Genomic DNA, 23,432 nt, shown 5'->3' on the forward strand with positions numbered 1-23,432 from the left:
CTCCGGTGATCCGGCGTCAGGTGAGGTTCTCCCGGCTCAGTAGTCCGGATCGCCCGACCGGCCGTGCACGGTACCCGTAGGGAAACCAGTGCTCACCAGCTGGGGTGTCGAACAGCAACCGCCGGATTCCGCGGCATCTGTGCCGCCTGCGGCACCTTCGGCGAGCGGGCCGGACGACGATGAGCTACCGGTGTCGGCGACCGCCGCGGTGTCGGTGTCGCAGGATCCCCCGAGGTCGGTGCTGCAGACCCCCGTCTCGGGCAGTTCGAGCTGCAGACGGGACGCGGCCTCGGTGTCGCCGGCGATCGCGGCGGTGACGGAGCGGACCTGCTCGTACCCCGTGGCCAGGAGGAAGGTGGGGGCCCGCCCGTAGGACTTCATGCCGACCAGGTAGAAATCCTTCTCCGGGTGGGCAAGGACATCCGCGCCGTGGGCGGGAACCGTCCCGCAGGAATGGAACTCCGGGTCGATCAGGGGGCCGAGCGCACGCGGTGCTTCCACCGCGGGGTCCAGGTCGAGCCGGAGTTCGCGCAGCATGTCGAGGTCCGGCCGGAATCCGGTGGCCGGGACGAGGACGTCGACGTCGATCGTGCGGACGCCGTCGGGTGTCGACGCCGTCACCGCCAGGCCCTGCCCGTTCCGGGCGAGCGCGGTGATGGTGAAGCCCGTGGTCAGCTCGACGACGCCGTCGCCGACGAGGGCCCTCAACCGGCTGCCGAGGGCACCCCGGGCCGGCAGGCCGTCGAGGTCGCCGCCGCCGTAGAGGCGCTGGGCCGATCCGCTGCCGCGGACGGCCCAGAGGATCCGGGTGCCGGGCTCGTTCACGGCGACCTCGCCGAGGTCGATCAGCGTGTTGGCGGCCGAGTGGCCGGCGCCGACGACCATGACCGTCCTCCCCGCGAACCGTTCCCGTTCGGCTCCGACGACGTCGGGCAGTGCGGAGGTCACCAGACCGGCCACGGTGTCCTCGCCGAGTGCGCGCAGCCCCGACTGGCCGAGCGGGTTGGGCCGGCCCCACGTGCCGGAGGCGTCGATGACGGCGCGCACGAGGTGATCGACGGTTCCCTCGGGACCGGTGACGCGGACGAGGAAGGGCGTCGTGTCGCGTCCCTTGGTCCTGGTCTTGTCCATGCCGAGCCGGGTGACGGCCGTGACGGTGCTGTCGAACTGCAGCGTCTGCGCGATCGCCGGGACGGCGGCGAGGGGTTCGAGATAGGAATCCACCAGTTCCCGCCCTGACGGCAGTGCGGTCTGGTGTGGTTCCACCCACCCGGTGGGCTCGAGCAGGCGTCGGGCCGCCGGATCAATGTCGTACTGCCACGGCGAGAACAGGCGGATGTGCGCCCACTGCCGGATCGCGGCCCCGACGTTCCCGCCCTGTTCGAAGACGATCGGGGTGAGCCCCTGCTCGATGAGGTTGGCGGCCGCGGACAGTCCGATCGGTCCGGCGCCGATGACGGCGACTGGCAGGTCGATCGTTCTGCCTGTGACATCGTTGCCGATGCCTACAGTGGCCTTCATGGGGTCTGAGCCGGTGTCAAGCATGGGATGCCTCCTCGTTGAGAGCCGTACTGGTGCTGGTGGGCAGGAGTTCACTGATGAGCTGCTGGATGCGTCCCTTGATGTCATCGCGGATGGGGCGGACCGAGTCGACACCCTTACCCGCCGGGTCCTCGAGGACCCAGTCCTCGTACCGCTTGCCGGGGAAGTACGGGCATTCGTCGCCGCAGCCCATGGTGACCACGACGTCGGAGGCCTTCACGGCGTCCGTGGTGAGGATCTTCGGGGTTTCCGCGGTGATGTCGATGCCCTCCTCCTTCATCGCCTCGACCGCGGCGGGGTTGACCTGGTCGGCGGGCTGCGAACCGGCGGAGAGGACCTCGATGCGCCCCTCGGACAGGTGGCTCAGGTACGCGGCAGCCATCTGCGACCGGCCTGCGTTGTGCACGCAGACGAACAGGACCGAGGGCTTCCCGTGATCGGCGGTCGTCGTGGCTGATGTCTCGGTGCTCATGATGATCCTTGGTTCATCGCCTCGTGCCGGAGGGCCGGGCGTTCGGATGGAGAGGAGGAGCCGAACCCCGGGTCGGACACCTCACGTTCCGGCGACCGACCAGGGATCGACTGGCTTCGATGTCGAGTATGCGGACAGATATCGATGGATGTCAATGCGCGGGTATGCTGGGCGAATGACGACGATCTCCGCGCCCGGACCAGCGGGCCTCGCAGCAGCCGAACCGGCGCTCGCGCCGCCCGTTGGCGCAACCCAGGACGGCCGCTGCTGCGTTCCCTCCGGAACCTCCGCGATGAGTGCCGGTCGCGCCGAGGAACTCGCGAAGCAGTTCAAGGCCATCGCCGACCCGAACCGGTTGCGCCTGGTCTCGCTCATCTCCGCGAGCGCCGCCAACGAGGCGTGCGTGTGTGATCTCACCGAGCCGTTGGATCTCGGCCAGCCGACGGTGTCCCACCACCTGAAGATCCTCGTCGACGCCGGCATCCTGCACCGCGAGAAGCGCGGCGTCTGGGCGTACTACTCCATCGTGCCCGGGAGCCTGGACTCCCTTGCCGGCGTCCTCACCGAGGCCCGATGACACAGCCTCCTGCCTCTGCCCTCCACCACGAATCGAGACCCCTGTGACCTTCAAAGCGGACAAGCCCTCCGTCCTGTTCGTCTGCGTCAAGAACGGCGGCAAGTCCCAGATGGCCGCCGGACTCATGGACAAGGTCGCCGGCGACTCCGTGACCACGGCCTCGGCCGGATCGAAGCCGGGGTCCGCCGTCAACGGCCTCTCCGCCGAGGTCCTGGCCGAGGTCGGCGTCGACATCAGCCGGAACATCCCACGCCAGGTCACCGCCGAGGACCAGGTCCGGGCGGACGTCGTCGTGATCCTCGGTCCCGAAGCGCAGGTCGACGAGGTCGAGGGGACCCGCTACGAACGGTGGACCACCGACGAGCCCAGCGACCGCGGGATCGACGGCATCGACCGCATGCGCCTGGTCCGCGACGACATCCTCGCCCGCGTCACCGCGTTGCACGCCACGCTCACCGCCCCGTAGGGCTACCTCCCCCGCCTTCTTCCTCCGCTCTCCCCTGCCCTTCTTCTCCCGTGAGTTCCCCCTGCTAGGAGTCCTGCTGCCATGACCGTGGTCGCCATCCTGATCTTCCTCGCCACCCTGACCCTCGTCATCTGGCAACCCAAAGGCCTCGGCATCGGCTGGTCCGCTCTTGGCGGGGCTGCGCTCGCGCTGATCACCACCGTCGTGAGCCTGTCGGACATCCCTATCGTGTGGGACATCGTCTGGAACGCGACCTTCGCCTTCGTGGCGATCGTCATCATCTCGCTGATCCTGGACGAGTCCGGATTCTTCACCTGGGCCGCCCTCCACGTCGCCCGCTGGGGGCGGGGCAACGGCCGCCTGCTGTTCACCCTGATCGTCCTGCTCGGAGCAGCGATCGCGGCGGTGTTCGCCAATGACGGGGCAGCACTGATCCTCACCCCGATCGTCATCCAGATGCTGCTCGCCCTGAAGTTCCCGGCCAGGGCATCCCTCGCGTTCGTCATCGCCTGCGGGTTCATCGCCGACGCCGGCAGCCTGCCCCTGGTCGTGTCGAACCTGGTGAACATCGTCACCGCGGACTTCTTCGACATCAGCTTCGCCCGCTACGCCGTCGTCATGGTCCCGGTCGGACTCGTCTCCGTCGCCGCCAGCCTGGGTGTCCTGCTCCTGTTCTTCCGGAAGGCCATCCCGCGCCACTACGACGTCACCGTCCTCGCGAACCCGAGATCCGCCATCGCGGACCCCCTGACCTTCAAGACCGGCTGGGTGGTCCTCGGGGTCCTGCTGATCGGCTACTTCGCCGCGGACCCCCTGCACATCCCGCTCTCCGCCGTCGCGGGCCTCGGCGCCGTCGTGCTCATGATCGTCGCCTCCCGCCGGCCTGCCTTCCTCTTCCCTCGTGCAGCCGCCCTGGCCGGCGCCCCGGACACGCGGCATGCAGCACCGGAATCGGCGCACGCCGCAGATCGGGCGGAGGACCTCGACTACGAGACCGCGGGCGTCGGGCGCTGGACCACGGTCGGCCCCCTCGCATCGCCTGCCTCGCACGCGGGCCCCGCCGATGACAGCGAGGACCTGCGGGCCTCGGCCGGCGGAACGGCGGCTGTGCGTGCTCAGGCGGGCCGGATCTCGGTTCCGCGCATCCTCAGGGAAGCGCCCTGGCAGATCGTCCTGTTCTCCATCGGCATGTACCTCGTCGTGTACGGGCTGCGGAACCAGGGCCTCACCGATGAGCTGGCCGGTGTCTTCTCGGCCGTCGGCTCCAACGGCGTCCTGATCACCGCCCTGGGCGTCGGGGTCATCGTCGCGGTCCTCGCATCCCTGATGAACAACATGCCCACCGTCCTCATCGCGTCCCTCGCGATCGGATCCGCGGGCGCCACCGGACTGACCCAGGAGGCGATGATCTACGCCAATGTGATCGGCTCCGACCTCGGCCCGAAGATCACCCCGATCGGCAGCCTCGCGACCCTCCTGTGGCTCCACGTCCTGGACCGCAAGGGCATCCACATCGGGTGGGGCCAGTACTTCCGCACCGGGATCGTGCTCACCATCCCGGTCCTCCTCATCACGCTGGTCGCCCTCGCAGGGTGGCTGACCGTGGTCGGCGTCTGATTCTCCTGCGCCGTCCAGGTGGGACCAGGGGCACTCGTCACGTCGGCGGGAGGACGGAGGAACTGCTCGGCGAGGGGCAGAAGAGAGCAACAGTCCCGACCGTGACGGGGATGAGCGCGGCGATCCGGCTCGGGGCGGTGTAGCTGCCGGTGATGTCGCGGCCGATGGAGAAGAGGATCGGTCCGAGGGCCGTGGAAGCGACGTTGATGGACGTGATGACTCCGCGGATGCCCCAAGGCTCTCCGTGCCGTAGTAGTGAGCGAGAGCGATCGGTTCGATCGCGCGAATGGCTCCGCCGGCGGCGCCCAGGATAAGGCCGTAGGCGACGGCAAGGCCGAAGCCGGTGATCAGGGGCAGGAAGCAGAGCGCTGCGGCGAGAAGTGCCATGGATCCCGTGAGCGCGTAACGCGGGTCGAGCTTATGGGCGACGGCGCCGACGGTCAGGGTGGCCAGGATCGCGGTGATGGTCTGGGGATGAAGTTCGCGGCGGCTTCGGTGCTGCTCAGTCCCTGGCCGGTGAGGATGGAGGCCTGGTGGAAGGCCAGGGCGGTCGACAGCATGCCGGTGGCCGCCAACGCTGCGGCGATGACCCAAAAGATCGGCGTCCGGGCCGCTTCGTTGGTCGTCCAGACGCCAGTGCCCGACGGCGCTCGCCCCGCGACGTCGGGCCCGGGGGGTGTGCCGGCGCTGCCGGCAATCGATGCTGTCCAGGAGCCGGTTGTGGGCAATTCTGGTGGCGGGGCAGGAACAGGATCATCGGCAGGACGACGACGAGCACGGCAACGGACTGCACACGCCATGCCAGGGCGATGCCGCCGCTGCTGACGAGACGTTCGACGAGGATCGGGGTCAGGGAGATCACGGCGGACCCGATCGCGGAGACCAGACCGATGGCGAGGCCGCGCCGGTGATGAATGGCCTTGACGACGACGGCGGTGGTCGCGGCGAGGGTCAGGTTCCCTGCCCGGCCATACGCAGGATCACGAAGCCCGTAGTGAGCCCGTAGATGTCGGTGCGGGAAATTCCGAGTTCGTCGATGAGCGGATCGGTAAGCGGGGACAGGCCGGCGGTCTGCCCGGGTGCCGTCGCGGCGCTGACGAGCGCTCCGGCGGCAACGACTCCCCACCAGCGTGTGGGCACCGGCGCCGGAGCTACGGCATGAGGCGTGAGTGCTGGGCGCATGAAGGTGTCAGTGGCCGCCGCCGAGGTGCCCGCCGAGGCGTTCGCGGATGGCGAGGCTCGCGGTGTTCAGGCCCTCGATCTGGACGCTTTTGCCGTAGCTGTCGTACTTGGCGGTGATCGCGTCCAACGCGGCGATGGTGGAGGCGTCCCAGAGGTGGGATCCGTACATGTCGATGACGATGGTGTCCGGGTCCTCGGCGTACTCGAACTGCGTATAGAGGTCGTTGGAGGAGGCGAAGAACAGCTCGCCTGACACCTCGTACTTCGCGACGGACACACCGAAGTGTTCCTCGACGGTGCGGTCGACCGTGACGAAATGCGCGACCCGGCGGGCGAACGCGACCATGGCCACGAGGACGCCGACGATGACGCCGATCGCGAGGTTGTGCGTCCACACGGTCACGATGACCGTGGCGAGCATGACGGTCGTCTCGCTCTTGGGCATCCGATTCAGCGTGCCGGGCTGGATGCTGTGCCAGTCGAAGGTGGCGATGGACACGAAGATCATCACCGCGACGAGGGCGGCCATGGGGACGAGGGCGACCACGTCGCCGAGGGCGACGACGAGGATGAGGACGAACAGTCCGGCCATGAACGTGGAGATCCTGGTGCGCGCTCCGGAGGCCTTCACGTTGATCATGGTCTGGCCGACCATCGCGCAGCCGCCCATGCCGCCGAAGAACCCGGTGACGATGTTCGCGGTCCCCTGACCCCACGATTCGCGGGTCTTGTTCGACCGGGTGTCGGTGACGTCGTCGACGAGCTTTGCGGTCATCAGCGACTCCATCAGACCGACGACGGCCATGCCGGCCGCGAACGGGGCGATGATCTGGAAGGTCTCGAGGGTGAGCGGAACGTTCGGGAAGAACAGGGACGGCAGGCTCTCTGGCAGTTCACCCTTGTCTCCCACGGTGGGGACGGTGATCGCGAGGACGACGGCAGCCGCGGTGACGACGACGATGGCCACCAGGGGTGCGGGAACCGCGCGGGTGATACGCGGCAGCAGGAAGATGATGACCAGTCCGACGGCAACCATCGGGTACACGAGCCAGGGAACACCGATCAGCTCCGGCAGCTGGGAGGTGAAGATCAGGATGGCCAGAGCGTTCACGAAGCCCACCATGACCGATCGGGGGATGAAGCGCATGAGTTTCGCGACCCCGAGGACGCCGAGGAGCACCTGGAAGATCCCGGCCAGGATGACCGCGGCGATGAAGTAGTCGATCCCGTGACTTGCCACCAGGGGTGCGATGACCAGGGCCGTCGCGGCCGTGGCCGCGGAAATCATCGCCGGGCGTCCGCCGAGGAACGCGATGGACACGGCCATGGTGAAGGAGGCGAACAATCCGATCCGCGGGTCGACACCGGCGATGAGGGAGAACGCGATCGCCTCCGGAATCAGGGCCAGGGCGACGACGAGGCCGGCGAGGACCTCGGTGCGCAGCAGGCGCGGCGTTCGCAGGGTCCGCCAGACGGATTGGCGGTCCTCGGGTGTCAAGGGCGGAGCGGTGGTGGCAACAGCCATAGGAGTCCCCTTTCAGGGATCAGGAGGGCGCATTAGCTGCCCTCGGTGGTGAAGACGGTGGGGGCGCGACGCTGCGTCCGGGAAGAAGAAGGAGGGGGCCATCGGACCCACGCATAACTATACTCTAACGTAATGGTAGAGTTAGGCGTGTAGGGCAGAGCAAGCTATCAGGAGGATTTTCCGTGCATATCGGTGAGCTCGCAGACCGGACAGGCCTGTCCCTGCGCACGCTGCGCCACTATGACGAGGTCGGACTCCTGCGCCCCAGCGGGCGCACCGACGGAGGATTCCGGGTCTACTCGGAAGACGACTTCACCCGGCTGACCCTGATTCGACAGGCACGAGCCCTGAAGTTCGGCCTCGACGAAATCAGCGTGCTCCTCGACGTCCTCACCGCACGTTCGGGCTACCACGGGCTGGTGGAACTCGACGCGATGGAAACCCTGCTCGCGGAAGCATGCCGGCGCCGCACGAGACTCGTGGCTGACCTCGGCCGCGCGGACGACCTCATCACGCTCCTGTCCAGCAGCCTTCAACGCCCCGTCCAGCCTGCGGTTCAGCAGGCGGGGTAGATACCACTGCCTTCGGAGCCGGCGGCAGATCCGGGATCTTCGTCGATCGCCTCGGCGAACCCTTGTGGTCGCCTTACAGCCTCCGGAACAACTCACCCAGCACGATCACCCGGTTCCCACCATGGGTAGGAGACATTTCTTGACGACGTCGGACACAGTCCAACACCACGGAACACCACCCGGTCCCGGGAGCGCGCCGTCGGCTGCACCGGCCGGCCAGTCGGGCACCTTTCGGCCGGAGGTGCAGGGCCTCCGCGCGGTCGCCCTTGTCCTGGTCGTGGTCTATCACGTGTGGCTGGGACGGGTGTCGGGCGGGGTGGACGTCTTCCTGCTCGTCTCCGCGTTCCTGCTCACCGCCTCCTTCGCCCGCCGTTCCACGGACGGCCCGCTGGGCCTGCGCGCATATTGGGCGCGCGTGTTCGGTCGGCTCTTGCCACCGGCCGCAGTCGTCCTGCTCGCAACCGTCATCGCGTCGATCGCGTTCTTCCCGCAGGTCAGATGGGGCACCCTGATCGAACACGCCTGGGCGTCGCTGCTGTATGTGCAGAACTGGGACCTGGCCTTCGGTGCCGTGGACTACCAGGCAGCCGATGCCGCGACGGCCAGCCCGTTCCAGCACTTCTGGTCCCTGTCCATCCAGGGCCAGGTGTTCATCCTCTGGCCGCTGATCCTGGTCGGCTGCATCCTCGCCGCCCGACGCACCCGGTTCTCCTTCACCGCCGTCGCAGGAACGGTCTTCTCCCTGATCTTCGCCGCGTCGCTTGCCTTCTCGGTGCACCAGACGACGACGAACCAGGCCTTCGCGTACTTCGACACCCGGGCGAGGCTGTGGGAGTTCGCGGTCGGATCCCTGCTGGCCCTGGCCCTGCCCCATCTGAATCTGAACCGGCTGACCCGGCTGGCCCTGGGCTGGGCCGGGATCCTGATGATCATCGCCTGCGGCCTCGTGGTCCAGGTCGAGAACCAGTTCCCGGGCTGGATCGCCCTGATCCCCGTCCTCGGAGCCGCCGCCGTCATCACCGCCGGCCCGCAGGGACACCAGCCCCGTCACCGGCTGGGCATCGATCGCATCCTCGGCGCAGCACCCGTGCTGTCGGTCGGGCGGATCTCTTACGCCCTGTACCTGTGGCACTGGCCGATCCTGATCACCTACCTCGTCACCACCGGAACCAGCACCGTGTCCCTCGGCGAGGGCGCCCTGATCATCGCCCTGTCCGCGGTCCTGTCCTGGGGCACGATGCGCCTGGTCGAGCGTCCCCTGCAGGGCTGGTCCTGGGTGCACCGCCGCAAGCGCCGCAACGCAATGCTCACGGTCGGCTGCGCCCTGATCGTCGCCGTCCCCCTCTCCGGGTGGGAGACGCGCATCAGCGTCCAGGAAGAGCAGCTCGCACAGCAGCCGGCGGCGCTGAACCCCGGAGCGGAAGCCCTCCTCTCACCCGAGGAACACGCGACCCTCCCGGAGGCCGCGCTGCTGCCGGCCGCCACGGACCTTGGGGCCGAGTGGGGCAAGGCGGGGCCCGCCTGCGACGGCGGATACCGGCCTCAAGACGAGGCGCTGGAAACATGCCACCAGATCGAACCCGACGGGCAGGCAACCCGCACGGTCGTCGTCATCGGAGACTCGCACGCCAACCAGCTCATGCCCGCACTCACCCACATCGCCGAGAAGAATCAGTGGCGGATGATCACCCTGCTCCGCAACGCCTGCCGCTACGGAGCGGAGTCCGACGCCCGCGACGAGGCATGTAATGCGCGTAATGACGCTGCCCGCGAATACGTGCTGGACCTGCAGCCCGACGCGGTCATCACCCACGGAACCCTCAGCACGGCCGAGGAACCGCATGAGCTCCTCGTCCCGGACTGGGAAGCAGGGATCGGTGTCTTCCTCGAGGACGGCATCGAAGTCCTCGCCATCCGGGACAATCCCCGCTTCCCGATCAACATGTTCGAATGCGTCGAGCTCCACGGGCAGGACGCACCGCTGTGCAACACCCCTCGCGACCAGGCGCTCCTGGCGGTGAATCCGGTCGAGGCGATCGCGGCCCGGGAACCGCTCGTGCATTCGCTGGACGTCACCCCGGCGTACTGCACCGACACCACCTGCCCCGCCGTCGTCGGGAACGTCCACGTGTACATGGACCTTGACCACCTCAACCGCACCTACGTCGAAACCTTCACCGGCTACTTCGAGGACGAATTGTTCGCGAGCACCGGGTGGACGGCCACGGCACCACACATCTCCGACCAGGACCCTGAGTCTCCGGAGATGCGCTAGTAGCGGGTGAGGACGTCGATGAACTCGTCGGCGCGGGCGAGGGTCTCGACCATCTTGTCCCGCCGTTGGACGGCCGTGTCACGGAAGGTGGCCACGCGCGCGCGCAGCTCGTCGACCGCTCCCTGGTCCGTCTCCTGCTGCAGGGCATCCAGGACGGAGAGGAGATCCGTCATCTCCTCGAGCGTGAAACCCAGCGGCTTCATCCGGCGGATCACCATCAGCCGCTCGAGATCCTCCTCGCTGTAGACGCGGAACCCGCCCTCCGTGCGGGCGGTCGCCGGGAGGATACCGACGTCGTCATAGTGGCGGATCGTCCGCAGGGACAGGCCTGTGCGCTCGGCAAGCTCACCGATATGCATGGTCCGGCCCGCCTCGGCGACCTCCGGTGTCGCATCGCTCATCTGTGCTTCCCTTCCCATGCCGGCTACAACCTCACGTGACGTTAGGTTAGAGTTTAACGGTTACTGCGGCATCCCGCGGTTCTTCTGTACGCCGGCGTACAGCCTAGCTTCCCTTCCCGAACGGCGAACCAGCCGTCTCCCGCCGCCCTGTACTCTTCACGCACGAAGGAACCTGCCATGTCAGCAGCCGCGCCGACCGCGACACCAGCACCCACTCCCGTCGAACGTCAGTCGGTCGCCAGGACCTTGCGGAATCCTCGCCTGCTGAAGACCGAGGTCCTCGCCGGCCTCGTCGTCGCCCTCGCCCTGATCCCGGAGGCCATCGCCTTCTCGATCATCGCCGGCGTGGACCCGCGACTGGGCCTGTTCGCCTCGTTCACCATGGCGGTCTCCATCGCCTTCCTCGGCGGACGCCCGGCGATGATCTCCGCGGCCACCGGCGCGATCGCCCTGGTCATCGCACCCCTGGTGGCCAGCCACGGCGTGGACTACTTCATCGCCGCGGTGATCCTCGGCGGCGTCTTCCAGGTGATCCTCGGCATCACCGGGGTCGCCCGGCTCATGCGCTTCATCCCCCGCTCCGTCATGGTGGGCTTCGTCAACGCCCTCGCGATCCTCATCTTCATGTCGCAGGTCCCCGAGCTCATCGACGTGCCCTTCCTCGTGTACCCCATGGTCGCCGTCGGCCTGCTGATCGTCTTCGGCCTGCCCCGCCTCACCAGGGCCGTCCCCGCACCCCTGGTGGCCATCGTGGTCCTGACCGTCTTCGCGGTCCTCGCCAACGTGCTCGTACCGACCGTCGGGGACAAGGGCGAACTGCCCGAGAGCCTGCCGTCCCTGTTCTTCCCCGATGTGCCGCTGACCCTCGAGACCCTTCGGATCATCGCCCCCTTCGCCCTGGCACTGGCCGCCGTCGGGCTCCTCGAGTCCCTCATGACCGCCAAGCTCGTCGACGACATCACCGACACCCGCTCCAACAAGACCCGCGAGTCCTGGGGTCAGGGCGCCGCGAACATCATCACCGGGTTCTTCGGCGGGATGGGCGGCTGCGCCATGATCGGCCAGACCATGATCAACGTGAAGGCCTCCGGCGCGCGCACCCGGATCAGCACCTTCCTCGCCGGGATCTTCCTGCTCATCCTCGTCGTCGCCCTCGGCGACATCGTGGCCCTCATCCCGATGGCCGCCCTCGTCGCCGTCATGATCTTCGTCGCCATCGCCACCTTCGACTGGCACAGCATCCAGCCCGCCACCCTGAAGCGGATGCCCAGGAGCGAGACCACCGTCATGCTCGCAACCGTCATCGTCACCGTCTGGACCCACAACCTCGCCATCGGCGTCGGCGTCGGCGTCCTCGTGGCCATGGTCGCCTTCGCCCGCCGCGTGGCGCACTTCGTCACCGTGGAACGGACCGAGACCACCGTGGACGGCGACCGGCACGCCACCTACACGGTCGACGGCGAGCTGTTCTTCGCGTCCTCCAACGACCTCTACACCCAGTTCGAGTACGCCACCGACCCCCGCCGGGTCACCATCGACCTGCACGGCTCCCACCTCTGGGACGCCTCCACCATCGCCGCCCTGGACGCGGTCACCGAGAAGTACCGCACCCACGGCACCGAGGTGAAAGTCGTCGGCCTCAACGAGGCCTCCACGATGATGCGCGAACGCCTCGGCGGGAAGCTCGGCGCCGGCCACTGACCGGTTGCGCCGGGATCCAGCCGACGCATGTCCGGCGCGGAACCCGCCGCCGTGCCGGAGTCCGCGGGCAGTAGGGAACAATGGAGGAATGGCCGATACCACCCAGGGCACAGACACGCCCTCCCCCCAGCCCGTTTCCGTCCCCGACAAGCCCGTACTCGAGGGCCTCGAGGAGAGACTGTCCCGCCAGTGGCGCGAGGACGGCACCTACGCCTTCAACCGTGACACGACGCGCGCCGACGTCTACTCGATCGACACTCCCCCGCCCACCGCCTCGGGATCGCTCCACGTGGGGCACATGTTCTCCTACACGCAGACCGACGTCATGGCGCGGTTCAAGCGCATGCGCGGCGCCAACGTCTTCTACCCGATGGGCTGGGACGACAACGGGCTCCCCACCGAGCGCCGCGTCCAGAACTACTACGGTGTCCGCTGCGACCCGTCGGTGCCGTACGACGCCGACTACCGGCCTCCCGCCGAACCCGCGAAGAACCAGCGGGACTTCGACGCGGTGTCGCGGAAGAACTTCATCGAACTGTGCGAAGAACTGGCCGTCGAGGACGAGAAGGTCTTCGAGAACCTCTTCAGCACCCTGGGCCTCTCGGTCGACTGGGACCTGACCTACCGGACCATCGACGACACCTCGCGCGCCGTCTCGCAGCGTGCCTTCCTCGAGAACCTCAAGGCCGGCGATGCCTACCTGGCCGAGGCGCCCACCCTGTGGGACGTCACCTTCCGCACCGCCGTCGCGCAGGCCGAGCTCGAGGACCGAGAGCAGGCCGGCGCCTACCACCGCATCGCGTTCCACGCCCCCGACGGCTCGCAGATCCACGTCGAGACCACGCGCCCCGAGCTGCTGCCCGCGTGCGTCGCCCTCGTGGCACACCCCGACGACGAGCGCTACAAGCCGCTCTTCGGCACCACCGTCACCAGCCCGCTGTTCGACGTCGAGGTCGAGATCAAGGCGCACCCCCTGGCGAAGCCCGACAAGGGCAGCGGCATCGCCATGATCTGCACGTTCGGCGACCTCACCGACGTCACCTGGTGGCGGGAACTGCAGCTGCCCACCCGCGCCGTCGTCGGCCGCGACGGCCGCCTCCGCGCCGAGGCACCCGAGTGGATCGCCACCGAGCGTGCGCGCGAGAACTACGGCCAACTGGCCGGCAAGACCATCTTCAGCGCCAAGGAGGCCGTCGTCGCCCTGCTCCGCGAGAGCGGGGACCTCGAGGGCGAGCCGAAGAAGATCATGCACCCGGTCAACTTCTACGAGAAGGGCGACAAGCCCCTCGAGGTCGTCACCAGCCGCCAGTGGTACATCCGCAACGGCGGACGCGACGCCGGCAAGCGGGAAGTGCTGATCGAGCGGGGACGGCAGATCGACTTCCACCCCGCCTTCATGCGCTCCCGCTACGAGAACTGGATCGAGGGACTGAACGGCGACTGGCTCGTCTCGCGCCAGCGCTTCTTCGGCGTCCCCGTCCCTGTCTGGTACCGCCTCGACGGCGATGGCGAACCGGAGTACGAGGACCCGATCATCCCTGCCCTCGAGTCCCTGCCCGTCGACCCGGCCGCCGATCCGGCGCCGGGCTTCGAGGAGACCGCGCGCAGCCAGCCCGGCGGCTTCATCGGCGACAGCGACGTCCTGGACACCTGGGCGACGTCGTCCCTGACCCCGCAGATCGTGGGCGGCTGGGCGCGGGACGAGGACCTCTTCGCGAAGGTGTTCCCGTTCGACCTGCGCCCGCAGGGACACGACATCATCCGCACGTGGCTGTTCTCGACGGCGGTCCGCGCCGATGCCCTCCAGGACTCGGTGCCGTGGAAGCACGCCGCCCTCTCCGGCTGGATCCTCGACCCCGACCGCAAGAAGATGTCGAAGTCCAAGGGCAACGTCGTGGTCCCCACCGACGTCCTGGAGCAGTTCGGCGCGGACGCCGTGCGTTACTGGGCCGCATCGGCGAAGCTCGGCGCGGACACCGCGTACGAGGTCAACCAGATGAAGATCGGCCGGCGCCTGGCGATCAAGCTGCTCAACGCCTCGAAGTTCGTCCTCAACCTCGGGGTCACCGAGGCGTCCATCGGCTCCGGCGCGCTGGACCGCGTCTCGAACGCCCTGGACATCTCCCTGCTCGCCCAGCTCCGCACGGTGACCGAGCAGGCCACGGCCGCGTTCGAGAAGTACGACTACGCCCGCGCCCTCCAGCTCACGGAGTCCTTCTTCTGGACGTTCACGGACGACTACGTGGAACTGGTCAAGGACCGCGCCTACGGCGATCCGGATGACGCGGGGACGCAGTCCGTCCAGACGGCGCTGGCGACGACCCTGGACGCCCTGCTGCGCCTGTTCGCGCCGTTCCTGCCGTTCGCCACGGAAGAGGTCTGGAGCTGGTGGCGCGAGGGATCCGTCCACCAGGCGGCCTGGCCCGGTGCCGAGGCACTCACGGCGCTGCCGCACACGGCCGACGCCGGGGTCCTCACCTCCGTGGCGCTGGCCCTCGGGGGCATCCGCAAGGCCAAGTCGGAGGCGAAGGTCAAGCAGCGCACCGAGGTGGAGCGCGCCGTCGTCACCGCGTCCCCCGCCCAGGCGGGGCAGATCCGCGCCGGGCTGGCCGACCTCCTCGCGGCCGGCAACGCCCGCGACCTCGAGGTCGTCGAAGGGGACGGCCCAGTGAGCGTCTCCGACGTCGAGCTGGTGCCGCAGCCCGCCGAGTAGCGTCCGGACACAGGAAGGGACCCGCCGCTGGGCGGGTCCCTTCCTGCATCCTGGCCGGGTGGACGTCAGTCGAAGCGGGGGCTCTCCGTGCGGGAGCGCTTGAGTTCGAAGAACCCGGGGAACTCGGACATCAGGACGGCGCCGTCGAAGATCCGCCCGGCCTCCTCGCCGCGGGGGATCCTGGTGAGCACGGGCCCGAAGAACGCCGTGCCGTTGAAGGCCACGACCGGCGTGCCGACCTCGTCGCCCACGCGGTCGATGCCGTCCTTGTGGGACGCGCGCAGCTGGGCGTCGTACTCGTCGCTGTGCGCGTAGGATGCGAGGTCGGCCGGCAGGCCCACCTCCTCCAGCGACTCCCGGATCACGACGTCGAAGTCCTTGTTCTGGCCGATGTGGATCCGTGTGCCCATCGCGTCGTACAGCTTCTTGATGTACTCGTCCCCGTGCAGCTCGGCCGCGGCGATGATCACGCGCACCGGGCCCCAGCCCTGCAGCATCATGGCCTGGTACTCCTCGGGGAGATCCCGCCCCTCGTTGAGGACGGACAGGCTCATGACGTGCCACGCGACCGAGATGTCGCGGACCTGCTCCACCTCACCGATCCAGCGGGACGTGATCCAGGCGAAGGGACACAGGGGGTCGAACCAGAAATCGGCCTTCTCGACGGTCGTGGACGCGCTCATGCGGTACTCCTTGCAGGGGTTGGTGAGGCCGAAGCCTTTTCCGGTGCAACCCGCCCCGGCGGCTCGCTATTCCGTCCGAATTGGTGCGGGCCCACGGGAGGCGGTCTAATGAGAGGACACGACCAGTCGAGGATGCCTGGCGCTATCCCTGCGTCGCCATCGGGCTGGATGAGCTTGCACCGGCCACCCGGTGCCGAAAAGGATGCCGCTGTGCAGCACCACCGGACCGAGACCCACGACACCTGGCTGGAACGCGAAGCCCTCGCCGAAGCCATGATCCCGCTCATCGGGCGCCTGTACCGCGACAACAACGTCGTCACGAGCATCCACGGACGCAGCCTCATCAACAAGTCGACGATGAACATCCTCAAGGCGCACCGCTTCGCGAGGCGCATCACCACCGAGGAGCTGCGCCTCGAGGACACCGCTCCCCTGCTGCAGATGCTCGCCGACCTGGACCTCGGCGCCGCCGCGATCGACATCGGACGCCTCCGCTTCGCCTACGACCGCGCCGGGGACGGCCGGACCCTCGAGGAGTTCGTCCGCGCGGAGCTCGCCGACATCGTCGGCCGGGGCGGGCGCGACGAGCGCACGAGCACCGACGTCGTCCTCTACGGTTTCGGGCGGATCGGGCGCCTCGTGGCCCGGCTCCTCATCGAGAAGGCCGGCGGCGGCCACGGACTGAGGCTGCGCGCCGTCGTCGTCCGCCGGGGCTCGGACAACGACCTCGCCAAGCGCGCGAGCCTGCTGCGCCGCGACTCGGTGCACGGCCCCTTCGAGGGGACCATCCAGGTCGACGAGGCGTCGAACACGATCACCGCCAACGGGATCCGCATCCAGGTGATCTACTCCGACGATCCGGCATCCATCGACTACACCGCGTACGGCATCCACGACGCGATCGTCGTCGACAACACGGGCCGCTGGCGCGACGCCGAGGGCCTGTCCCAGCACCTCAAGAGCCGCGGGGTGGCGAAGGTCCTGCTGACCGCCCCCGGCAAGGGCAGCCTGAAGAACATCGTGCACGGCATCAACCACGCCGCCATCGAGGACACCGACCGCATCATCACCGCGGCGTCCTGCACCACCAACGCGATCACGCCCGTCCTCAAGGCGGTCAACGACCGCTTCGGCGTGGTCCACGGGCATGTGGAGACCGTCCACTCCTTCACGAACGACCAGAACCTGATCGACAACTTCCACCACGGCGACCGGCGCGGGCGCTCGGCGGCACTGAACATGGTCCTCACCGAGACGGGAGCGGCGACGGCGGTGGCGAAGGCCCTGCCCGAGCTTGCCGGCAAGCTGACCGGCAGTTCCATCCGCGTCCCGACCCCGGACGTTTCCATCGCCATCCTCAACCTCACCCTCGAGCACGGGACCACGAAGGAGGAGGTCAACACCTACCTCCGCGAGATGTCCCTCCACTCGGGCATGCGCAAGCAGGTGGACTACATCGACAGCCCGGAGGTGGTCTCGACGGACTTCGTCGGCTCGCGCCGCACGGGCATCGTCGACGGCCTCGCGACCATCGCCGACGGCACCTACCTCGTCCTGTACGTCTGGTACGACAACGAGTTCGGGTACAGCTGCCAGGTGGTGCGGGTCCTCGAGGAGATGGCCGCGGTGCACCCGCCGTCCTACCCCGTCGCGGACCTCGAGGCTGCGGTGGCAGCGCACCCCTGACGCGGCCGGGGACGATGCCGCGCAGACGAACCACGGCAGCACCCTGCGTCGACCAGTCAGGCAGGTCCCTCCGTGCACGTTCTGAGGGTGCCGCTCACCATCAGGCCTGGTCCGCCCCGCTGCGAGCCTCGCGCAGCGCGCCGGGAGCAGCCGGCGTGCCGTCAAGAGCACAGTGCGTAGGATGATCGCTGTCCGCCAGGGCGGGGTTCCGAATGGTGACAGCCGCAAGAATGCCGCTGAGCACCAGGATGACCGCGCCGATGATGCAGGCGGCGTCGAATCCTGCCTGGAACACGTGCGGGTTGCTGTAGGCGTCGCCGGTCAGTCCCACGGCGGCCGGCAGGACAGCGATGGCGATCAAGCCCGCTGCCCGCGCCACAGCGTTGTTCACGCCGGAGGCCAATCCGGCCTGGCGTTCCGGCACGGCGGACAGCGCGGTCGATGTCAGGGGAGCAACGAGCAGCGACAGGCCGAGGCCGAGCACGATCACCGATGGCAGCACGTCCACGAGGTAGGACGCACCCGGCCCGATCCGCAGCATGAGGACAAGTGCTGCGGCACACAGCAGCGGTCCGACCGCCATCGGTATTCTCGGCCCGATCCGGGAACTGAGCGCACCTGCGCGGGGCGACAGGACGAGCATCAGAGCCGTGATCGGGAGCATCGCGGTCCCGGACGCCAGTGGGCTGAATCCCGCCACGACCTGGAGATGGACGACGAGCAGGAAGAAGACGCCGCCGAAGACGGCGTAGATGAGGAAGGTGACGGCGTTCGCGGCGCTGAACTGGCGGTTGCCGAAGATCCGCAACGGAAGCATCGGATGCTCGGTCCGCCACTCGACCACGAGGAAGGCCAGGGCGGCGGTGAGGCCCAGGGCCCCTGACGCGAGGACAGCCGGAGCGCCGATTCCCTGGGTCGGCGCCTCGATCAGGGCGTAGGTGGTTCCAGCGAGTGCCAGTGCCCCGAGGAGCGCTCCGGCGACATCGAGGCGGCCGGTTGCATCGGTGTCGCGCGTTTCCGGGACGTGCCGTGCCGCGATCCAGATGGCGGCGGCGGCGATGGGGACGTTGATGAAGAAGATCCAGCGCCAGGAGAAGCTCTCCACGAGCCAGCCACCGAGGAAGGGTCCGATGGCGGTGGCCACCCCGCCCAGTCCGGACCAGGCGCCGATGGCCCGCGCGCGGTCCTCACCGGCGAAGCTGGCCTGGATGATGGCGAGACTGCCTGGCGTGAGCAGCGCCCCTCCGACTCCCTGCAATGAGCGCGCCGCGATGAGCAGGCCGGCATCCGGCGCCAGCCCGCACAGCAGGGAGGCAACCGCGAACCAGACGACACCGACGATGAAGATACGCCGGCGCCCGAATCTGTCGCCCAAGGAGCCGCCGAGGAGGATGAAGGAGGCAAGGGTCAGGGTGTAGCCGGTGACCATCCACTGGAGTGCTGCGAAGTCGGTGCCCAGGTCCAGGCCGATCGTCGGCAACGCGATGTTCACGACCGTCGCGTCGATCCCCGCGATACCGGAGCCGAGCACCGTTGCCAACAGGATCCACCGGCCGGACGCCGTCTTCACGCGGATCTCACTCATCGCCCACCGTCCGTCCACGCCCGTCGTGCCTCGGGCCCCAGGCAAAGTATGGCACCGTCATGCACGCCGTCCGGCGAGCAGCCGCCATAGGACGGGTTGCAGGAACTGGGGAGGGCCGACCACGGTCATCGCGCCGGGGTAGCGGAGAAACAGATGTGCGGCCTGCCGCAGGCGGAGCCCTCCCGTGGGAGTGAGTGCTTCCTCGTCCGCGAGGTCGTGGAGCGCCTCGAAGAAGCCCCTCATCTCCCGGCCCGGCTCGATGCTCACATCGACCACGACGGCAGCGCCGGACCGGTTGGCGTAGGTGTGGATCGTCCCGGGCGGAATCTCGACGTCCTCCCCCGCCGTCAGCGTGCGCCATTGCCGCTCCACGCGGACCGCCAGACTACCGGCCACGACCGCGAAGAGCTCCGTGGCCGCCGGATGCCGGTGGAGAGGCGGACCGTGGAAATCCGGCGCGAGTTCGAGCCGGAAGCGCTGGACGGACTCGGACGGAGCGCTGAGGAAGGTCATCGTCTGCCCCGCGCGCGGGTTGAACCGGACGGCAACGGCCCGGTTCATGACCGGTACCACGCGATGGTCTGCTCGATCGCGTCATCCAGGGGCGTCGGTCCCAGGCTGAAGGCCTGTTCGAAACTCGTCGAATCGACGACGTAGGGGTGCTCGAACTCGTACATCATCTCGCTGACCTCCCGCATGATCGGGCTCACCAGGCCCAGGACGCGTGCCTGGGGTGGGCGCAGGAAGCGTGTGCGGGCGGCGCCCTGTTGCCCCGCGAGCTCCCAGATACGTTGGGCGAAGTCCCCTTGGGTGAGCGCTGCCTGCACCGGCGGGATCCAGGCCCTGCCCCATCCCGTCCCGCTCACCCCCAGGCTCACCATCGCCTCGGCGACGTCGGGGACGAAGCTGAAGCTGTGCAGGGCGTCTGCCCTCCCCAGGAACTGCATGGGCCGCCCTTGGGCCGCTGTGGCGAAGACGGACTTTCCGTTCCGGTCGTAGCCTGCGCCGAAGTAGTGTGACGGCCGCGAGAGCGCGACGCGCAGGAGTCCGTGACGGTGGGCGTCCATCGCGGTGGTGGCCATGGCCTGGCGTAGGTGCCCTTTCCTGCTGGATGGCACCTCGACGGAGTCCTCGGTCAGGGCGCCATGGCGCGGCGCGCCGTACATGTAGAGGTTGTCCGCGACCACCAGATCGGCCCTGACGCGGACCGTTGCGTCGATCACGGACTGCTGCAGCGCGGCGAACTCGTCATGCCACCGCGAGTAGGCGGGCTGGGCGCACTGGTACACCACCGCGCTGCCGTCGAGTGCCCGCGCGAGGCCGTCCGTATCGGTGGCGTCGGCCGTGCGGACCTCGACTCCTGGAGCCGGCTGGGACCCTCGGCGGCTGACGAGGCGGGTTTCACGGCCCCGGGCAGCGAGGGCGCGCACAACTGCTGTGCCCAGCGCGCCCGCACCCACGACGGCGTGGACCGTCTTCACGGCCGGGCCGCGCTGTTCGTCGGGAGGAGGGGGCGACCGGGGCGCGCCGCGCGGAGGAGGAGCACGGCGCCCAGGACCAGGAACCACAGCTGGACGAGCGCGCTGCTGACGCTGATCGCAGCGCCCAGATCCATCCCGAACACCTCGAGCCAGGGCAGCAGCAGGGCGGCCACGACGACGAACCCGAAGGAGCCGAGCCACGCGGGCACCGTGTGGGACCGGAGGATCGCGACGCACAGGAGGGTGAGGGAGAACGCAGCGAACGCGCTGACGCCCAGCAATTCGCCGATCGCACCGCCGAACGTGTTGATGGCATCGAAGACGACCGCTTCGGCGTCGTCCGGTGTGGCGACGTAGCCGGCCGCCAGAGCCGGGAGCACCGTGAGCCATCGGATGATGCCGATACTCCGGGCGAGGGTGGAGAGGGCCGCGAACAGGACAGCCAGGCGGGTCAGGGACGAGCCCCCCACGACCTTGGCAACCAATCCGACGACCGGGAGGAAGGCGATGCTGTACGCGAGATACACGAGGTACCCGACGCGGACGGCGTCCGCCTGCTCGACGATGCGAGGCATGATGCTGGTGGCCGGTTCGTCGAGACTTGCGGGCCAGTCGATGGCTGCCCCGAGCACGATCAGGGGGACGAAGAGCAGGACCCCGAACAGCAGCGAAGCGGTTCCGGCCGCCACGAGGAGCCGGCGCGTCGGCACCTGCTGCTCGGGCGGGGCAATAATGGGGTGGTTCATGACACGACTCCAATCGTGAATATTACCAGTGGTAAGTTACTTACCACTGGTAATATAAGAAGCCGAAAGGCAAGCTGTCAACCCCCCGAGAGGACCCAGAATGGCCCACGTTGCGTCCGATGCGGCCCCCGCACCGCGCACCCAGGCAGGGCGTCAGCGCTACCACCACGGAGACCTGCGCAATGCCCTGCTCGACGCCGGGCGCGCCGAAGCGCGGTCCGTCGGTGCGGAGTCGCTCACTCTTCGAGGCGTCGCACGCCGCGCGGGTGTGTCCCATGCGGCTGCCTACAACCACTTCACCGACAAGAATGACCTGCTGCGCGGCATCGCCATCGAGTCGTTCCGGGACTTCGCCGGGCTCATCAGGTCCCTGGACCGGACCGAGACGGAGCTCGAGGACCTCGGCGTCCTGTACACGAAGTTCGCGTTCGAGCATCCGGTGGAGTTCCGCTTCATGTTCCGCCGGGAACTGTGCGCCCCGGAGGGTGAACCCGATCCACTGGCGGAGGCGTCACTCGACGCCCAGGGGGCCTTCGGCGATCGGCTGGCGGATCTGCAGCGGCGGCAGGTCCTGGTGGCCGGCGATCTCGAGCCACTGCTCCTGGCCGTGTGGAGCCAGATGCACGGCCTGACGACCATCCTGCTCGAAACACCGGCCTTCAAGTCCATCAGTCAGGCGGACGCGCTCGGGCTCGCGCGTAGCGGGATGCGCCAGCTCGCGGCGGGCCTCAACCCCCCGGCCCTGCCGCAACGACCGCCGGCCTGACGGGACTCCGACGCCCAGCCGGCCGGGTGTCGCGTCAGCGCGGTATCAGGCCGACTTGTTGCGGCGCTTGGAGGCCACCTCGTGCGAGATGAGGGTGGGTTCGGCGCGCTTTCCGACGACGTCGTCCGTGATGACCACCGTGGCGATGTCCTCGCGGCTGGGGAGGTCGAACATGACCGGCAGGAGGACCTCCTCCATGATGGCGCGGAGGCCCCGTGCACCGGTTCCCCGGTCCAGCGCGAGGTCGGCGATGGCCTCGAGGGCCTTCGGTTCGAGGACGAGTTCGACGCCGTCGAGCAGGAACATCTTCTGGTACTGCTTCAGCAGGGCGTTCTTCGGCGCGGTCAGGATCTGCATGAGCGCCGGGCGGTCGAGATGCGTGACCGTGGTGATGACGGGCAGCCGGCCGATGAACTCGGGAATGAGGCCGAACTTCAGCAGGTCCTCGGGCATGACGTCCCCGTAGCTCGCCTCCTCGTTCTTGAGGGAGCTCAGGGGTGCGCCGAACCCGATGCCCTTCCGGCCCGCACGGGAGCCGATGATCTCCTCGAGACCGGCGAACGCGCCGGCGACGATGAACAGCACGTTCGTGGTGTCGATCTGGATGAATTCCTGGTGCGGGTGCTTGCGCCCGCCCTGCGGGGGCACGGAGGCCACGGTGCCTTCGAGGATCTTCAGCAGCGCCTGCTGGACGCCCTCGCCGGACACGTCGCGCGTGATCGAGGGGTTCTCGCTCTTGCGGGAGATCTTGTCGATCTCGTCGATGTAGATGATGCCCCGCTCGGCCTTCTTGACGTCGTAGTCGGCGGCCTGGATCAGCTTCAGCAGGATGTTCTCGACGTCCTCGCCGACGTAGCCCGCCTCGGTGAGGGCCGTCGCGTCGGCGACCGCGAACGGCACGTTCAGGCGACGCGCGAGGGTCTGGGCGAGATAGGTCTTGCCACACCCGGTGGGGCCGATGAGCAGGATGTTGGACTTCGCGATCTCGACGTCCTCGGTCTCGACCGCGTCGGCCAGCGTACCGGCGGCGCGGGGCCCGTTGCCCGACTGGATGCGCTTGTAGTGGTTGTAGACGGCGACGGCGAGGGAACGCTTCGCGGGCTCCTGGCCCACCACGTACTCCTGCAGGAAGTCGAAGATCTCGCGGGGCTTCGGCAGCTCGAACGTCCCGAGATCGGCGACCTCGGAGAGCTCTTCCTCGATGATCTCGTTGCACAGGTCGATGCACTCGTCGCAGATGTACACACCGGGGCCGGCGATCAGCTTCCGGACCTGCTTCTGGCTCTTCCCGCAGAAAGAGCACTTGAGCAGATCCGTGCTCTCACCAATGCGAGCCATGGTTCAATCCCCTTAGGTTTATCGCGATTGCTATGACCACTGTAGGCCACCAGCCCGTGGGAGCCAGTATCAAAAGGCCCGTGGTGCCATGCGGCACCACGGGC

Annotated in this window: 21 protein-coding genes; 10 read left to right on the plus strand and 11 right to left on the minus strand. The window is 68.4% G+C overall.

The window, feature by feature from the left end:
* Positions 1 to 36: 36 nt before the first annotated feature.
* Together MWM45_RS09725 and MWM45_RS09730 are read right to left on the minus strand one after the other, a co-directional pair.
* Positions 37 to 1,521, minus strand: a complete 1,485-nt coding sequence (locus MWM45_RS09725; protein ID WP_247829194.1) for an NAD(P)-binding domain-containing protein — start codon at positions 1,519 to 1,521, stop codon at positions 37 to 39.
* A gap of 16 nt (positions 1,522 to 1,537) precedes the next feature.
* Positions 1,538 to 2,014 (minus strand): arsenate reductase ArsC, encoded by a 477-nt coding sequence (locus tag MWM45_RS09730; RefSeq protein ID WP_247826278.1) that lies wholly within the window; start codon positions 2,012 to 2,014, stop codon positions 1,538 to 1,540.
* A 175-nt stretch (positions 2,015 to 2,189) separates the two neighbouring features.
* On the opposite strand from MWM45_RS09730, the gene MWM45_RS09735 reads away from it, so the two are divergent.
* The 3 genes from MWM45_RS09735 to MWM45_RS09745 all read left to right on the plus strand — a co-directional run bounded on the left by MWM45_RS09735 (position 2,190) and on the right by MWM45_RS09745 (position 4,674).
* The gene (locus MWM45_RS09735; RefSeq protein WP_418909678.1) at positions 2,190 to 2,591 is read left to right on the plus strand and encodes an ArsR/SmtB family transcription factor; all 402 of its coding nucleotides are present in this window, start codon (positions 2,190 to 2,192) and stop codon (positions 2,589 to 2,591) included.
* Between the two features lie 43 nt (positions 2,592 to 2,634).
* Entirely contained in the window at positions 2,635 to 3,057 is a 423-nt protein-coding gene (locus tag MWM45_RS09740) for an arsenate-mycothiol transferase ArsC (protein WP_247826279.1), read from the plus strand.
* 81 nt (positions 3,058 to 3,138) lie between these two features.
* Positions 3,139 to 4,674: an arsenic transporter gene (locus MWM45_RS09745; RefSeq protein ID WP_247826280.1), complete on the plus strand. Its 1,536-nt coding sequence runs from the start codon at positions 3,139 to 3,141 to the stop codon at positions 4,672 to 4,674.
* Positions 4,675 to 5,114: 440 nt separating this feature from the next.
* Here MWM45_RS09745 and MWM45_RS09750 read toward each other — a convergent pair whose 3' ends face one another.
* Positions 5,115 to 5,402, minus strand: a complete 288-nt coding sequence (locus MWM45_RS09750; RefSeq protein WP_247826281.1) for a hypothetical protein — start codon at positions 5,400 to 5,402, stop codon at positions 5,115 to 5,117.
* Between MWM45_RS09750 and MWM45_RS09755 the strand changes: the two genes are divergently transcribed.
* Positions 5,393 to 5,680 carry a hypothetical protein gene (locus MWM45_RS09755; RefSeq protein ID WP_247826282.1) on the plus strand — a complete coding sequence of 96 codons (288 nt, stop codon included), beginning with the start codon at positions 5,393 to 5,395 and terminating at the stop codon, positions 5,678 to 5,680. The two genes, MWM45_RS09750 and MWM45_RS09755, sit on opposite strands and share 10 nt — an antisense overlap.
* Positions 5,681 to 5,863: 183 nt before the next feature.
* On the opposite strand, the gene MWM45_RS09760 is transcribed toward MWM45_RS09755, so the two are convergent.
* Positions 5,864 to 7,381, minus strand: coding sequence for a SulP family inorganic anion transporter (locus MWM45_RS09760; protein ID WP_247826283.1), 1,518 nt, complete (start codon positions 7,379 to 7,381; stop codon positions 5,864 to 5,866).
* A gap of 182 nt (positions 7,382 to 7,563) precedes the next feature.
* Between MWM45_RS09760 and MWM45_RS09765 the strand changes: the two genes are divergently transcribed.
* Both MWM45_RS09765 and MWM45_RS09770 read left to right on the plus strand, forming a co-directional pair.
* A complete protein-coding gene (locus tag MWM45_RS09765) occupies positions 7,564 to 7,953 on the plus strand; it encodes a MerR family transcriptional regulator (protein WP_247826284.1) in 390 nt (129 codons plus the stop codon).
* A gap of 139 nt (positions 7,954 to 8,092) precedes the next feature.
* Positions 8,093 to 10,228, plus strand: a complete 2,136-nt coding sequence (locus MWM45_RS09770) for an acyltransferase family protein (protein ID WP_247826285.1) — start codon at positions 8,093 to 8,095, stop codon at positions 10,226 to 10,228.
* On the opposite strand, the gene MWM45_RS09775 is transcribed toward MWM45_RS09770, so the two are convergent.
* Complete coding sequence (locus MWM45_RS09775) at positions 10,225 to 10,629, minus strand: MerR family transcriptional regulator (RefSeq protein ID WP_247826286.1); 405 nt, start codon at positions 10,627 to 10,629, stop codon at positions 10,225 to 10,227. The genes MWM45_RS09770 and MWM45_RS09775 overlap by 4 nt on opposite strands.
* 177 nt (positions 10,630 to 10,806) lie before the next feature.
* Here MWM45_RS09775 and MWM45_RS09780 point away from each other — a divergent pair, with 177 nt between their 5' ends.
* Together MWM45_RS09780 and valS are read left to right on the plus strand one after the other, a co-directional pair.
* Positions 10,807 to 12,330, plus strand: coding sequence for a SulP family inorganic anion transporter (locus MWM45_RS09780; protein WP_247826287.1), 1,524 nt, complete (start codon positions 10,807 to 10,809; stop codon positions 12,328 to 12,330).
* An 88-nt stretch (positions 12,331 to 12,418) separates the two neighbouring features.
* Positions 12,419 to 15,043 carry a valine--tRNA ligase gene (gene valS, locus MWM45_RS09785; RefSeq protein WP_247826288.1) on the plus strand — a complete coding sequence of 875 codons (2,625 nt, stop codon included), beginning with the start codon at positions 12,419 to 12,421 and terminating at the stop codon, positions 15,041 to 15,043.
* Positions 15,044 to 15,108: 65 nt separating this feature from the next.
* Here the strand turns inward: valS and MWM45_RS09790 are convergent, their stop codons facing one another.
* On the minus strand, positions 15,109 to 15,726 hold the full coding sequence (locus MWM45_RS09790; RefSeq protein WP_247826289.1) for a mycothiol-dependent nitroreductase Rv2466c family protein: 618 nt from the start codon (positions 15,724 to 15,726) through the stop codon (positions 15,109 to 15,111).
* A 246-nt stretch (positions 15,727 to 15,972) separates the two neighbouring features.
* Between MWM45_RS09790 and MWM45_RS09795 the strand changes: the two genes are divergently transcribed.
* Complete coding sequence (locus MWM45_RS09795; RefSeq protein ID WP_247829196.1) at positions 15,973 to 17,412, plus strand: glyceraldehyde-3-phosphate dehydrogenase; 1,440 nt, start codon at positions 15,973 to 15,975, stop codon at positions 17,410 to 17,412.
* A gap of 100 nt (positions 17,413 to 17,512) precedes the next feature.
* On the opposite strand, the gene MWM45_RS09800 is transcribed toward MWM45_RS09795, so the two are convergent.
* The 4 genes from MWM45_RS09800 to MWM45_RS09815 are packed head-to-tail and all read right to left on the minus strand — an operon-like array spanning position 17,513 to position 21,224.
* Entirely contained in the window at positions 17,513 to 18,997 is a 1,485-nt protein-coding gene (locus MWM45_RS09800; protein WP_247826290.1) for an MFS transporter, read from the minus strand.
* A gap of 57 nt (positions 18,998 to 19,054) precedes the next feature.
* On the minus strand, positions 19,055 to 19,558 hold the full coding sequence (locus tag MWM45_RS09805; RefSeq protein ID WP_247826291.1) for a cupin domain-containing protein: 504 nt from the start codon (positions 19,556 to 19,558) through the stop codon (positions 19,055 to 19,057).
* Entirely contained in the window at positions 19,555 to 20,478 is a 924-nt protein-coding gene (locus MWM45_RS09810) for an NAD-dependent epimerase/dehydratase family protein (RefSeq protein ID WP_247826292.1), read from the minus strand. Before MWM45_RS09810 ends, MWM45_RS09805 begins: the two co-directional genes overlap by 4 nt.
* Positions 20,475 to 21,224, minus strand: coding sequence for a DUF4386 family protein (locus MWM45_RS09815; RefSeq protein ID WP_247826293.1), 750 nt, complete (start codon positions 21,222 to 21,224; stop codon positions 20,475 to 20,477). The genes MWM45_RS09810 and MWM45_RS09815 overlap by 4 nt, the downstream gene beginning before the upstream one ends.
* A 100-nt stretch (positions 21,225 to 21,324) precedes the next feature.
* On the opposite strand from MWM45_RS09815, the gene MWM45_RS09820 reads away from it, so the two are divergent.
* On the plus strand, positions 21,325 to 21,990 hold the full coding sequence (locus tag MWM45_RS09820; RefSeq protein WP_247826294.1) for a TetR/AcrR family transcriptional regulator: 666 nt from the start codon (positions 21,325 to 21,327) through the stop codon (positions 21,988 to 21,990).
* Between the two features lie 45 nt (positions 21,991 to 22,035).
* On the opposite strand, the gene clpX is transcribed toward MWM45_RS09820, so the two are convergent.
* The gene (gene clpX, locus MWM45_RS09825; RefSeq protein ID WP_247826295.1) at positions 22,036 to 23,328 is read right to left on the minus strand and encodes an ATP-dependent Clp protease ATP-binding subunit ClpX; all 1,293 of its coding nucleotides are present in this window, start codon (positions 23,326 to 23,328) and stop codon (positions 22,036 to 22,038) included.
* Positions 23,329 to 23,432 lie beyond the last annotated feature (104 nt).

The sequence above is a fragment of the Arthrobacter antioxidans genome, from assembly GCF_023100725.1.
GTDB classification, from domain to species: domain Bacteria; phylum Actinomycetota; class Actinomycetes; order Actinomycetales; family Micrococcaceae; genus Arthrobacter_D; species Arthrobacter_D antioxidans.